The following is a 14,103-nucleotide window of genomic DNA, read 5'->3' on the forward strand; positions in this document are numbered from 1 at the left end:
CTTAGTAAACAATAAGAATCTAAGAATCTATGAAAAAAATGCATTCATAAAAGAATGCATTTTTTCATTAAACATGTGCTCTTAAGCTCCTATTCGGCAACCTCCATTTATATAAGTAGGAAAGTACTCGCAACGTCGTGGTAATGATGAATAAAGAGTACAGTTCAAAGGCTGAATGGACAATTCCCAGTCCAATGGCCGCTCCACAAAGAACCGCCCACACAGCATAAATCTCTGATCGAAGCACTAACGGTTTCCGGCCGGCAAGAAGATCGCGAATGATTCCACCGCCGCTTCCCGTCAATACGGCTGCCACAATGACAGCACTTATCGGGTGATTCATTTCAGAAGCGTATAGTGCTCCTTGGATGGCGAAGGCTGATAGACCTATTGCATCAAAGAAATTCCCCCATTTTCTCCAATGCTTAAGGAGATTATTAGGGAAAAGAAAAACGGCTGTTATAGATAGAAGGGCTATCTGAAATAACATGCCTTGTTCCCACAGAGCGGAAACAGGGACGCCGATCAATAAGTTCCGAATGGCACCTCCACCAAATGCTGTGACAATTCCTAATATATAAACACCAAGTATATCGTATTCCTCTTCCATGGCAATGATAGCTCCTGAAATAGCAAAAGCAATGGTACCAATAATGCTCAATACTTCCCATGTCATACACATTCCTCCTAACCCTATTACAATATGCTACATGCCAGTATGTAGAATGTGAGCGATGTTTTGTTTATTCAAACATACTGATTTTAACACGTTTGCACTTAATTGCAACCATTTTTCATTACCTTTTACATAGAGTTTACGAGACGAATTTGGTATGATGAAAATGATAATGAAACGTACAGAAAGAAGGATGTTTATTGAAGAATGAAGTGAAGGAAAAAGTCATTCTTGTTGGGTGTCAACTGGAGGAAGAAGACTTGCGTTTTCAGTATAGTCTAGACGAGCTTGAAGAGTTGACGGAAACGGCTCAAGGTCAGGTTGTGGCTATATTAACTCAAAAGCGGGATCGCGTTCATCCTGGTACATATATAGGAAAAGGTAAAGTGGAAGAGCTGGCCCTTTTAGAAGAACAATTAGAACCGGATATTATCATTTTTAATGGTGAACTATCTCCGAGTCAAATCAGGAATTTATCAAAAGATTTAAATGCAAGGGTGATTGATCGTACTCAGCTGATCCTGGATATTTTCGCTGGGCGCGCCCGTTCAAGAGAAGGGAAATTACAAGTAGAACTTGCTCAACTTCAATACCTTCTTCCTCGATTAATCGGTCAAGGGGCGTCTCTCTCAAGGTTGGGAGGAGGAATTGGTACAAGAGGGCCGGGTGAAACAAAGCTGGAAAGTGACCGTCGTCATATTCATCGCAGAATTGATGACATTAAGAAACAACTGCAGATCATAGTTGAACACAGAGAAAGGTATCGTGAACGGAGAAAGCGTAACAAAGCCTTTCAAATAGCATTGGTCGGCTATACAAACGCAGGCAAATCGACTTTGTTTAATAGAATCTCATTAGCAGATTCTTATGAAGAGAATCAACTCTTTGCTACATTGGACCCGATGACAAGGAAGATGCCCTTGCCCAGCGGATACACGGCATTACTTACGGATACTGTCGGATTTATCCAAGATCTCCCGACTACATTAGTAGCGGCGTTTCGCTCTACGCTGGAAGAGGTAAAGGAAGCGGATCTTCTTCTCCATGTTGTGGATAGTTCAAATCCGGATTACAGTCAGCACGAAAAGACCGTTCAAGCTTTATTAGAAGACTTGGACATGAATGGACTGCCTCAGCTAACGGTATACAATAAGAAAGATGTAATGGACCCTGACTTTGTTCCGAGTAGTGAATGGGATCATATAATGATCAGTGCCTTAAACGAACACGATCGCGGGCAGCTTTTATTAAAAATAGAAGAAATCGTGAAAAAACATATGACATCTTATCATGTATTCATTCCAGCGAGTGAAGGGAAGGCCCTTTCACAATTAAAGAATGAAACCATCTTAAGAAAACTGGAATTTATAGAGGAAAGCCAGGTTTATGAATTGACGGGCTATCACTTGGAAGATCATCCAATCGCAGGAAACATCAAGAAATTTCAAAGGTAGAAGGGAAACAAAAATCTCATGTATGAACAATTAGTGCACGGAACCATTCTAAAGCCACTGGTAACAAAAGTTGAAGCAAGCATTAAAGAAATTCATAAACAAATAGAAGAAAGAGCGGAAAAAAACCAGTTTAATGTACTTAGATCTTTTCAAAAGCATCGTGTAAGTGATTCTCATTTTATTCCTTCCACAGGATATGGGTATGATGATGCAGGGAGAGACACATTAGAAAGTATTTATGCAGATGTATTTGGGGGAGAAGCGGGACTGGTGAGACCTCAGATCATATCAGGCACTCATGCAATCTCAATCGCCTTATTTGGTGTACTTCGACCTGGGGACGAACTGGTGTATATAACGGGAAAACCATATGATACGTTAGAAGAAATTGTTGGTATTCGCGGAGAAGGGACCGGTTCTCTGAAAGACTTTCAGATTGGCTATCAAAGTGTTGATTTACTCGAATCAGGAAAAATCGATTTTGAAAAAGTGGCTAAAACGATTTCTTCCAAGACAAAAATGGTAGGGATACAGCGGTCTAAAGGATATGCCAATAGACCTTCATTTACTCTAGATGAAATCAAAGAAATGATTGATTTCGTTAAAGAAATTAACCCTGAAATCGTCGTCTTTGTAGATAATTGCTACGGAGAATTTGTTGAAGAAAGAGAGCCTTGTCACGTAGGTGCAGACTTAATGGCCGGTTCCCTTATTAAAAATCCTGGTGGCGGCCTTGCTAAAACAGGAGGATATATCGTTGGGAAAAAAGGATACGTAGATGCATGTTCATATCGAATGACCTCACCTGGCATAGGGGCCGAGGCCGGGGCATCTCTTTACAGTTTGCAAGAAATGTATCAAGGCTTCTTTTTGGCGCCACATGTGGTGGCACAGTCATTAAAGGGTGCCGTCTTCACATCCGCTTTCTTAACGGAGCTTGGCATGGATACAAATCCAAGTCCTTATGCACAACGAACAGATTTAATCCAGTCGGTACAATTCAATGACAGAGATAAGATGGTTGCATTTTGTCAGGCAATCCAGTTTGCATCCCCTATAAATTCTCATTTCACTCCATATCCCAACTATATGCCTGGCTATGAAGATGACGTCATTATGGCCGCAGGAACATTCATACAAGGTTCCAGCATTGAATTATCTGCAGACGGACCGATAAGACCACCTTACGTAGCGTATGTCCAAGGGGGGTTAACTTACGCCCATGTAAAAATCGCCGTTTGCATAGCAGTAGATAATTTGATTGAAAAAGGTTTAATCACTGTTGCGAACGGATAATAAAGTAGTAATTGGATAGTCTAATTTTGACTATCCCTTTCTTTTGATTTCTTATGTAAGAAAATCTAACATATGATTGACAGATCTCCTTACATTACATATAATAAGGTCAAGAAGGAAAGAAAAGGAGGAATCAAGATGAGCGGAAGTGAAATTCGTCGAACGATGGCATTATTTCCTATTAGTATTGTCATGCAGCTCACGGACTTAACGGCTCGTCAGATTCGCTACTATGAAGAGCATCAGCTGATCAACCCTGCACGTACTGAGGGGAATCGCAGGCTCTTTTCCTTGAATGACATTGATAAGTTATTGGAAGTAAAGGATCTGTTAGATCAAGGCATCAACATGGCTGGGATTAAGAAGATATTTGCTGTATCCAGTCATAATGAAAGTAAAGTGGTATCTGACGTAAGTAATGAAAAGGAAGAAAAAGCACGACAAGATCTATCTGATGACGAGCTGCGTAAATTACTCCGAAATGAATTGATGCATTCTGGTCGATTTACTAAAGCATCTTTGCGTCAAGGTGACATGTCTCGCTTTTTTCATTAAATAAAACCTTTAATAATCTTGAGGAGGAAATACGTAAATGGCAAAGTATACTAGAGAAGATGTTCTAAGATTAGCGAATGAAGAAGGTGTAAAGTTCATTCGACTGCAATTCACTGACATTCTGGGGACGATTAAGAACGTAGAAATCCCTCTGAGTCAACTTGAAAAGGCATTAGATAACAAGATGATGTTTGACGGATCTTCAATTGAAGGATTCGTTCGTATCGAAGAATCAGATATGTACCTATTCCCTGATTTAGATACTTGGTTAGTATTCCCATGGACAGCTGAAAAAGGAAAAGTAGCCCGTCTAATCTGTGATATCTACAATCCAGATGGCACTCCATTCGAAGGAGATCCGCGTAACAACTTAAAGCGCATCTTAAGCCAAATGGAAGAGCTGGGGTTTACTGACTTCAATCTAGGACCTGAGCCAGAATTCTTCCTCTTTAAATTAGACGTAAACGGTGAGCCGACATTAGAATTAAACGATAACGGTGGTTATTTCGATTTAGCTCCTACAGATTTAGGGGAGAACTGCCGTCGTGATATCGCATTAGAACTAGAAGAAATGGGCTTTGAAATCGAAGCATCTCACCACGAAGTTGCTCCTGGTCAACATGAGATCGACTTTAAATATGCAAGTGCATTAAGAGCATGTGATGATATCCAAACATTTAAACTAGTAGTTAAAACGATTGCACGTAAGCATGGTTTGCACGCTACATTCATGCCAAAACCACTATTTGGTGTAAATGGATCAGGAATGCACTGTAACATGTCCCTATTCAAAAATGGGGAAAACTCTTTCTTTGATGAAAAGGGAGATTTGCAATTAAGCGATACAGCTCGTCAATTCCTTGCAGGTATCATTAAACATGCCACTGACTTTACAGCGATCACGAACCCGACTGTAAACTCATACAAACGTTTAGTACCTGGATATGAAGCTCCTTGTTATGTTGCATGGTCTGCTCGTAACCGCAGCCCATTAATCCGTATCCCTGCTTCTCGTGGATTAAGCACACGTGTAGAAGTTCGTAGTGTTGACCCGGCGGCTAACCCATACCTGGCGATGGCTGTATTACTGGCAGCTGGATTAGATGGAATCAAAAATAATCTTCCAGCTCCTAAGCCAATCGACCGCAACATTTATGTCATGGACAAAAAAGAGCGTGAAGAAGCAGGAATCGTAGATCTTCCAGCAACATTACACGCTGCATTAGAAAACCTTAAAACAAATGAAGTAATCGTTAAATCCCTTGGAGAACACATCTTCGAACACTTCGTTGAAGCGAAAGAAATCGAATGGGATATGTTCCGTACACAAGTACACCCATGGGAGCGCGAGCAATACATTCAAATGTATTAATCCTTAAACAGTGGGTCGTAGCAAAAACGCTACGACCCACTGCTTTTTTATTCTTTAATAGTCTTCCAAATTACATAAAAAATTAAGCCGCTATTAAACATAGCGGCTTAAACCTATTAATGTACTTGACGATAAACTCCGACAACTTTTCCTAAAATGGATACATTTCGTAAAATGATCGGATCCATTGTTGAATTCTCTGGTTGTAATCGAACATAATCCTTTTCTTTAAAGAAACGTTTTACAGTCGCTTCATCTTCCTCGGTCATCGCTACGACGATATCTCCATTGTTCGCTGTTTGCTGCTGACGCACGATAACGAAATCCCCATCCAAGATCCCGGCTTCTATCATACTATCACCCATGATTTCCAGCATGAAGACCTGTTCATCAGAAGGTGCCATACGCTCAGGCAGTGGAAAGAATTCTTCTACATTCTCGACAGCAGTGATGGGTTGACCTGCTGTAACCTTACCGATTAAAGGAACGTTCACAACTCGCTGGCGTGGAATCGTATCCTCTTCAAGATTTAAAATTTCGATGGCTCTTGGTTTGGTGGGATCCCGGCGAATGAGGCCTTTACTCTCTAACCTGGCCAGATGTCCGTGTACGGTGGAACTAGAAGCAAGACCAACGGCTTCCCCGATTTCCCGGACGGAAGGTGGATATCCTTTTTCTCTTACTGCAATTTTAATATATTCTAGTATGTCTTGCTGTCTTTTAGACAATTTTGTCATGTTCACGCACCTCTATTATAGATCTTATGTTCCCATTATAGCATGTCTTTCCAGCTGATACAAACATAAGTTCGAATTTCTGTTGACACCAAACGAATGTTCGTATTACAATAAAAATAACAAAACAGAACAAACATTCGTATGGAGGTATTTTTTATGTTATCACACATTTGGAATCGTTTCTCTTACATTATTATATTATTTGTTTTAGCGCTTTTTTCTGCAGCCTATTTACTATTTGTCATGGCAGATCAACCGTCTTATCAAAGTATCACCGTTCAGGATGGAGACACGCTCTGGACTATTGCCAAACAATATAATGAAGAATACTCTATGACAGTGGAAGAATTTATCGCTTGGGTAGGAGAGGAAAATAATCTCACATCATTCTCGATCAAGCCCGGTGAATCACTTGTGTTACCTATAGAAAATCCGACATTATCCACCCATTCAGATTATGAATTGGTTATGAACGAAGAATAGAGGGATAGAAGATGAAGGCAGTAATTTACTGCAGAGTAAGTACAAAGAAAGACACACAGGAAACATCTTTGGAACGTCAAGAAGAGGAATTAGTGAAATTAGCACAAGAACACCAATACGAAGTGGCTGCTATCATAAAAGATCAAGCAAGCGGTTTTGAATTAGATCGTCCTGGTGTTCTGGAACTTCTTGATTTGATTAAAGGTGAGTCGATTGCGGCTGTTCTCATACAGGACGAAACAAGGATTGGCAGGGGAAATGCAAAAATTGCCCTCATTCATTGTCTATTAAAAGAGGAAGTTAAGATTATTAGTCAAACACATAGTGGCGAGCTTCACTTATCTGAATCAGATTCCATGGTGATTAATATCGTGAGCATGGTTGAAGAATACCAAAGGAAACTCCATAATTTGAAAATCAGACGAGGAATGAAAAGGGCAGTGGAAAATGGTTTTCAACCTCATAAAAATCTAAAGAATAAAGGGAATCTAGATGGAAGAGAGCGGATTGAAGTACCCGTTGAGGAAATTGTCAGGTTAAGAAAGAATGAACTGACTTTTGCTGAAATTGCAGCTACACTAAGAGGGTTTGGGTATGACGTCTCCAAAGCTACCGTACATAGGCGTTTTAAAGAATATATGGCTTCATTGGAAAATGCGTAACTCTTGTTTTATCTCCTTTAATCTAGTAACATGACGATAGTATGACGCTTAACTTTCAGTTGTGTTTTAGATTTTGCCGACTATGCAATAAAGGAGTTTTTATATATGCTTTCAAAAACGAAAATGAATCGAATCAATGAACTTGCGAAAAAGTCCAAAAGCACTGGACTTACAGAACAAGAAGCAAAAGAGCAGTCCAAGCTGAGAAAAGAATACCTGGAAACGTTTCGTCAATCGATGAAAGGGACCATTGAAAATACAAGAATATTTGATCCGGAAGGTAATGAGGTGACCCCTAAGAAGATTCAGGATATCCAAAGTAAAAAGAAAATGCATTAAGTTAACGAGCTGTCAGGTCTGATATAAATGGACCTGGCGTTTTTTGTTTGCGGGGTGAGGACAAAACTTAAAAGTAGAGCGATAAAGTACTTGCCATTTCCTTAAGTATCATTCTGCTACGGCCTCTACCCCCTCGTCATGCTGCATTCTTGTCGTGTCTGATAAAGCCGTCTCCGTTCCTGAAATTTAAGGGTTTTTATTTTCAACCTCTATAAAGTCATGTTATCATTCAAGATAGTTGTATAAACTATCAAAGAAGATTAATATTAATAAGGTACATTAAAAGGAAGGATGTCTGACATATGTTTGATAACACAGATCAATTAGCAATTAATACAATCCGTACATTATCTATCGATGCAATTGAAAAAGCGGGTTCCGGACACCCTGGAATGCCTATGGGAGCAGCTCCGATGGCGTATGCTCTTTGGACAAAATTCATGAATCATAATCCGAAAAATCCTGAGTGGTTCAACCGCGATCGCTTCGTTTTATCTGCGGGTCATGGATCCATGCTCTTGTATAGCCTGCTCCATTTATCAGGTTATGATGTTTCAATGGATGATCTTAAAGACTTCCGTCAATGGGGAAGTAAAACTCCAGGACACCCTGAATACAAACATACTCCAGGAGTAGAAGCTACGACTGGGCCGCTTGGTCAAGGAATTGGTATGGCAGTTGGTATGGCATTAGCTGAAAGACATTTAGCTTCTACATACAATAAAGATCAATACGATATTGTGGATCATTTTACATATTCTATCTGTGGAGATGGAGACTTGATGGAGGGTGTATCCTCTGAAGCAGCTTCATTAGCAGCACATTTAAAATTAGGCCGTCTAGTCGTTCTTTATGATTCAAATGATATTTCACTTGATGGGGATTTAGATAAATCTTTCTCTGAAAGTGTGAAAGGTCGCTTTGAAGCTTATGGTTGGCAATATATCCGCGTTGAAGACGGTAATGATCTTGAGGAAATTTCTAAAGCAATCGAAGAAGCTCAAGGTGATACAACTCGTCCTACAATGATCGAAGTGAAGACGGTCATCGGATATGGTGCGCCTAATAAATCAGGGAAATCAGATGTTCACGGTGCTCCACTGGGTGAAGACGAAATGAAGCTTACGAAAGAAGCTTACCAATGGACATTTGAACAAGATTTCCATGTTCCTGATGAAGTGTACAGCCGCTTCGAGGAAAAAATCCAACAAACCGGTTCTCAAAAAGAAGAAGAGTGGGCTAACCTTTTCATTAAATACCAAGAAGAACATCCAGAACTTGCTACTCAATTAGAAGCTGCCATTAAAGGCGATCTTCCACAAGGATGGGATCGTGACATTCCTGTCTATGAAGAAGGTAAAGCATTAGCAAGCAGAGCTTCTTCCGGTGAAGTCTTGAATGCGATTGCTAAGAATCTTCCTTCATTCATCGGGGGATCAGCAGACTTAGCGGGATCCAATAAAACGATGATCAAAGATGAAGCAGATTTTATGCCTGAATCGTATGAAGGACGCAATATCTGGTTCGGAGTTCGTGAATTTGGTATGGGTGCTGCCATGAATGGTATGGCTCTCCATGGTGGACTGCACGTATTCGGGGGAACATTCTTCGTATTCAGTGATTATTTAAGACCGGCTATCCGTTTAGCTGCATTAATGGGCTTACCGGTAACGTATGTTTTCACTCATGATAGTATCGCTGTCGGAGAAGATGGACCGACACATGAACCTGTAGAACAGCTTGCTTCACTACGTGCAATGCCTAACCTTTGTGTCATCAGACCTGGTGATGGAAATGAAGTAGCTGCAGCATGGAAGTTATCTTTGGAGTCCAAGGATCAGCCAACGATGTTAGTTCTATCTCGTCAGGATCTTCCAACTCTTAAAGGTACTGCAGATAAAGCATATAACGGAGTAGATAAAGGAGCATATGTGGTATCAGCTTCCGGCAAAGATCAGCCTGATGCACTACTGATTGCGACTGGTTCTGAAGTGCATTTAGCGGTAGAAGCTCAAAATGTACTGGAAAAAGACGGAATCAGCGTATCTGTCGTAAGTATGCCGTCTTGGGATCGCTTCGAGAAACAGTCAAAAGAGTATAAAGAATCGATCTTACCTAAGAGTGTGAAAAAACGCCTTGCTATTGAGATGGGATCTCCAATGGGCTGGGATCGCTATGTTGGAGACGAAGGCGATATCTTAGCGATTGATGGATATGGCGCATCAGCTCCTGGGGCAAGGGTTATGGAAGAATATGGATTCACTTCAGACAATGTAGTGTCAAGAATCAAGGCATTGCTTCAGAAATAAATAAAGATTTGATAGGTCAACTCCTTAATACTCTTTAAGGAGTTGACCTTTTTTAGAACGGAAAAATGAATGATTGTTAAAGGGAGTATGTATGGTAGATAATGGGTAAAGTGATGATAGTCAGTTTCATATAGTAACTCAGGAGAATTCAGTAGAGTGTATGAGTTAAAATAAACTTCGACAAAACTAGTGTAGATTTTCAACAATTTCTGACAATGACTCCCTTCTAGTTGATTTATACTATATGAAAGAAAGGCAGGAGGGAGAAAAGGTGCGAAACTATCAAATCTATTGGATTGAAGAAACGTTTGTTCAGCACTATTATGGTCGAGAAAGAATGTTCTATCAATTGTTTTCCGATTGGGAAGCAAGTTCAGGAGATCTTCATGATATCATCTCTAAGCAAGTAGAATATATTACTAAACCTATCCCTTACCTTCCTACTCAAAGACTCCTCCAGCATGAATTAATGAAGGTTGAAGGAGCGGCCTGGGTTGACTCTGTAGCGACAATCGAAAGAGGGGCCTCAGGGGCTACCCTTGTTCTAAATGAAAAATGGATGACGCTGAACACCTGGGGGCAAGATGAATCAGAATATATTTTCTTTGAAATTTTGCGAAAGAATATGGGTCAATTACTGGCAATCGATATACAAAATGAACGTTTTGGTTGGTTAAAGCCAATAAAACAAAGAAAATTTATATATTAATAAGAAATTATGACTGAAATATTGTATAATGTTTCATGGTTTAGTACACTTTTATAAGGACAACATGAAGGAGGAAGTAAGAGTATGTCAACGACTGGGTTACTTATTCTAGTTGGAGTTCTAGCATTACTTGCTGGAGTTGCACTAGGATTTTTCATTGCTCGTAAATATATGATGAGCTATCTTAAGAAAAATCCACCAATTAACGAGCAAATGTTACGCATGATGATGATGCAAATGGGCCAAAAACCATCCCAAAAGAAAATCAATCAAATGATGAATGCAATGAATAAGAACATGAAGTAATAGGTAGAAGCACTCAGATGATGAGTGCTTTTTCTATTTGTAATATATATATTTGGAGAGATGGGTTTAAAGATTGCATTCCTTTAGTAATGCAGGATAAATTGATTATTTTCATGTATTCATAAAAACTTGAGAATTATCATTCAGTTTGAAATTGAATTTATGATAGAATATAGTCCGGAGGGAGTCATATGAAAAAATGGATGATTGTTTCACTGTCTCTCTTGATTCTTGTTGCAGGATGCAGCAATAAGCCTCAAGAAGTGATGGATGAAGAAACACTTGAAATTCAAAATAGTGCAGCTGGAGACGCTCGCGAATATTTAAATTATAAAGTGAACAAAGAGAAGAAGTCGGTCAATCGTGGACTAATTACGATGATGATTAACAATCGCAGTGATATGGATGAAATCGAGACAGGCCTTATGTCTTTATCAACCGAGCATTTTTCCCCTGAGGATTATGTATACGAAGAAGGCCAATACCTTAAAGGTCTAAATACATGGTTGCGAAGAAAGTCAGAATCTAATAAATTGGGACTTAATCCTGTTCTGGAGATTACGGATGATATGGGCTGGGAACAGCAGATGGAGCTGGAAAAAAAGAATCCCATGTATCTCGCATATATCCATGAGCAGAACTACGTTGATTCAAAAGGGAAAATTAAAGGGATCTCCCTGGGTCTTGCTATGAATACGGTAGATTATATTCGAGTCGAAGATGAAAATAAGCTCATGCACTTTGATGAGGCGAAGATTGATGACAAACAGTTAAAGGAATACGGACAGAAAATAGCTAACACCGTTGTCAGTCGAGTGAGAGCCAATAAAGAACTGAAAGATGTTCCTATAATGATTTCCTTATATAAACTTCAACCATTAAATAGTGTCGTGTCAGGAAACTATATTTCAGCTGGATATGTAGACGGTAATGACAAAAGTGTAAAAAAATGGACTGATGTTACTGATAAATACTATTATTTTCCTAGTGACGAAGGGGAAGAGAAAGACCGTGATCTACATAATCGGATTCGTGATCTAGAAGATTATGTTTCGAAATATTTCTCTCATCAAGATATTGAGTTTGTTGGGAAAGGCTTATACAAAAAGGACACGTTGAATAAACTTGTGATCGATGTACATACAGGTATGGTGAAAGAAACAGAACTAATTGGTTTTTCTCAGGCGATTGGCCCCGAGATCGTCGATTACTTCCCTCATACCCCCGTTTACCTTTATGTGAAGACACCAAAGGGTCTTAAAGCAACCATCGTAAAAGAAGTGGACCAAGAACCATTTGTTCAAATCCATTAGTATAACACCAACTATTAGAACATCTCTTAAGACATTAAGAGGTGTTTTTTTTTGGTTTATTTATCTTATAAAAAAGATTTCTCATTTTTTTGAAATTTGGTAAAATAAAGAGTCGATGTATTAGGATACGGGGGAGAGAGTATGAAAGTCTTTTTAGATTTAAAATGGTTTTTTCTGCAAGAGAAAAAGTCTTATATCACAGGAACCATTCTACTTTTATTTGTAGCATTCCTTCAATTGATTCCACCAAAGGTTGTTGGAATAATTGTAGATAGTATGAAAGAAAATTCATTAACTCGGGAAGACATGATGAAATGGATTCTTATTCTGATCATCACAGCTCTATCGATGTATGGACTGAGATTTGTGTGGAGGATCATGATTTTTGGTTCGGCAACCAAGCTTTCCCGCTTGCTTCGGAATCGGTTATATCATCATTTTACCAAGATGTCGCCATCCTTTTACCAAAAAAGGCGAGTCGGTGATTTGATGGCGCATGCAACAAATGATCTTCAGGCGATACAACAAACGGCCGGAGTAGGAGTATTAACGTTCGTGGATTCCATATCTACAGGAGGTTTTGTGATACTGGCCATGGCTTTTACAATCAGTTGGAAGCTTACCCTTATTGCTTTGATCCCCATGCCATTCATGGCAATCCTGACAAGTTATTATGGAACTCTTCTACATAAACGATTTCATAAAGCTCAAGAAGCCTTCTCATCCTTAAATGATAAAACGCAGGAAAGTGTAACGGGGATTAAGGTTCTTAAAACGTTTGGGCAAGAAAAAGAGGATATCGAATCATTTAGAAAGCAATCTGAAGATGTGGTGCAAAAGAATATATCCGTTGCAAAAGTGGATTCCTTATTTGATCCCACCATTTCCATAATAGTAGGCATTTCTTTCTTTTTATCGATTGTATTTGGTTCACGGTTTGTCGTGAGTGGAGAACTGACGATTGGAGAACTGATCTCTTTTACTACCTATCTGGGACTTCTCATTTGGCCAATGCTCGCATTCGGATGGTTATTCAACATTGTGGAGAGAGGACGTGCTTCTTACGAACGTGTATCTCAACTCTTGAATGAAAGGGTGGACATTGAAGATCATGAAAGAGCACTGGATGTATGCCCCTCAGGAGATATTGAGTATAAGATTGAGTCATTTTCTTATCCGGATGAAGAAGTCCATGCTTTAGAAGATATTCAATTTTCCTTAAAGAAAGGTCAAACGATTGGAATTGTAGGGAAAACGGGAGCAGGTAAAACAACCCTCTTAAAACTATTGCTAAGGGAATTCGAAGGGTATAAGGGAGAGATAACGTTTGGGGGGCATATGATCCAAGATTATAAATTAACCCGCCTGCGTGAAAGTATTGGATATGTGCCTCAAGATCATTTTCTTTTTTCTGCCACGATTCTTGAGAATATAGCTTTCACTTATCCACTTACCCCGAAAGAAAAAGTGGAGGAGGCGGCAGCACTTGCGCATATCCATGATGATATTGTCCATTTCAGCGACGGATACAATACTGTGGTCGGTGAAAGAGGGGTTTCCTTGTCTGGTGGACAAAAGCAAAGGATATCGATTGCAAGAGCTCTTCTAATGAATTCGGAGGTACTTATTCTTGATGATTCCTTGTCAGCCGTTGATGCGAGGACGGAGGAATCCATCTTGACTTCCTTGAAGGAAAATCGGGCAGGAAAAACGACCATGATTACTTCTCATCGATTAAGCGCCATTCAACATGCAGACCTGATCATCGTTCTCGAAGAAGGGAAGATCATGGAGAGAGGCACTCATAGTGAATTGATGAAGAAAAAGGGATGGTATCGGGAAATGTATCTGCGTCAACAGTTAGAAGAATTAGTGGAGTATGGAGGGTGAGA

14 protein-coding genes are annotated in these 14,103 nt (G+C 39.6%); 12 read left to right on the forward strand and 2 right to left on the reverse strand.

Annotated features, from left to right (window positions below):
- Window positions 1-67: 67 nt before the first annotated feature.
- Window positions 68-676 carry a trimeric intracellular cation channel family protein gene (locus AAEM60_RS10465; RefSeq protein WP_299741056.1) on the reverse strand — a complete coding sequence of 203 codons (609 nt, stop codon included), beginning with the start codon at window positions 674-676 and terminating at the stop codon, window positions 68-70.
- Between the two features lie 200 nt (window positions 677-876).
- On the opposite strand from AAEM60_RS10465, the gene hflX reads away from it, so the two are divergent.
- From hflX to glnA, 4 genes are all read left to right on the forward strand, one after another.
- A complete protein-coding gene (gene hflX, locus AAEM60_RS10470) occupies window positions 877-2,130 on the forward strand; it encodes a GTPase HflX (RefSeq protein WP_299741058.1) in 1,254 nt (417 codons plus the stop codon).
- Between the two features lie 18 nt (window positions 2,131-2,148).
- Entirely contained in the window at window positions 2,149-3,426 is a 1,278-nt protein-coding gene (locus tag AAEM60_RS10475) for a methionine gamma-lyase family protein (protein ID WP_299741059.1), read from the forward strand.
- Window positions 3,427-3,564: 138 nt separating this feature from the next.
- The gene (locus AAEM60_RS10480) at window positions 3,565-3,981 is read left to right on the forward strand and encodes a MerR family transcriptional regulator (protein WP_299741061.1); all 417 of its coding nucleotides are present in this window, start codon (window positions 3,565-3,567) and stop codon (window positions 3,979-3,981) included.
- 37 nt (window positions 3,982-4,018) lie between these two features.
- Window positions 4,019-5,353 carry a type I glutamate--ammonia ligase gene (glnA, locus tag AAEM60_RS10485; RefSeq protein WP_148969244.1) on the forward strand — a complete coding sequence of 445 codons (1,335 nt, stop codon included), beginning with the start codon at window positions 4,019-4,021 and terminating at the stop codon, window positions 5,351-5,353.
- Window positions 5,354-5,469: 116 nt separating this feature from the next.
- Here the strand turns inward: glnA and lexA are convergent, their stop codons facing one another.
- Window positions 5,470-6,090: a transcriptional repressor LexA gene (gene lexA, locus AAEM60_RS10490; RefSeq protein ID WP_044337292.1), complete on the reverse strand. Its 621-nt coding sequence runs from the start codon at window positions 6,088-6,090 to the stop codon at window positions 5,470-5,472.
- A 156-nt stretch (window positions 6,091-6,246) separates the two neighbouring features.
- On the opposite strand from lexA, the gene AAEM60_RS10495 reads away from it, so the two are divergent.
- The 8 genes from AAEM60_RS10495 (at window position 6,247) to AAEM60_RS10530 (ending at window position 14,101) form a co-directional block, all read left to right on the forward strand.
- A complete protein-coding gene (locus tag AAEM60_RS10495) occupies window positions 6,247-6,573 on the forward strand; it encodes a LysM peptidoglycan-binding domain-containing protein (RefSeq protein WP_299741070.1) in 327 nt (108 codons plus the stop codon).
- An 11-nt stretch (window positions 6,574-6,584) separates the two neighbouring features.
- Window positions 6,585-7,235: a recombinase family protein gene (locus tag AAEM60_RS10500; protein ID WP_299741072.1), complete on the forward strand. Its 651-nt coding sequence runs from the start codon at window positions 6,585-6,587 to the stop codon at window positions 7,233-7,235.
- Between the two features lie 105 nt (window positions 7,236-7,340).
- Window positions 7,341-7,574, forward strand: a complete 234-nt coding sequence (locus AAEM60_RS10505; protein WP_341357881.1) for a DUF896 domain-containing protein — start codon at window positions 7,341-7,343, stop codon at window positions 7,572-7,574.
- Between the two features lie 302 nt (window positions 7,575-7,876).
- Window positions 7,877-9,883: a transketolase gene (gene tkt, locus AAEM60_RS10510; RefSeq protein ID WP_299741076.1), complete on the forward strand. Its 2,007-nt coding sequence runs from the start codon at window positions 7,877-7,879 to the stop codon at window positions 9,881-9,883.
- Window positions 9,884-10,154: 271 nt separating this feature from the next.
- Entirely contained in the window at window positions 10,155-10,592 is a 438-nt protein-coding gene (gene sirA / locus AAEM60_RS10515; protein ID WP_299741078.1) for a sporulation inhibitor of replication protein SirA, read from the forward strand.
- Between the two features lie 84 nt (window positions 10,593-10,676).
- Window positions 10,677-10,898, forward strand: a complete 222-nt coding sequence (locus AAEM60_RS10520) for a YneF family protein (protein WP_044337285.1) — start codon at window positions 10,677-10,679, stop codon at window positions 10,896-10,898.
- Window positions 10,899-11,089: 191 nt separating this feature from the next.
- Window positions 11,090-12,211, forward strand: coding sequence for a CamS family sex pheromone protein (locus AAEM60_RS10525; protein ID WP_299741080.1), 1,122 nt, complete (start codon window positions 11,090-11,092; stop codon window positions 12,209-12,211).
- A 141-nt stretch (window positions 12,212-12,352) separates the two neighbouring features.
- Entirely contained in the window at window positions 12,353-14,101 is a 1,749-nt protein-coding gene (locus AAEM60_RS10530; RefSeq protein ID WP_299741082.1) for an ABC transporter transmembrane domain-containing protein, read from the forward strand.
- Window positions 14,102-14,103: the final 2 nt, after the last annotated feature.

The organism is Rossellomorea sp. y25, assembly GCF_038049935.1.
Classification (GTDB): Bacteria; Bacillota; Bacilli; order Bacillales; family Bacillaceae_B; genus Rossellomorea.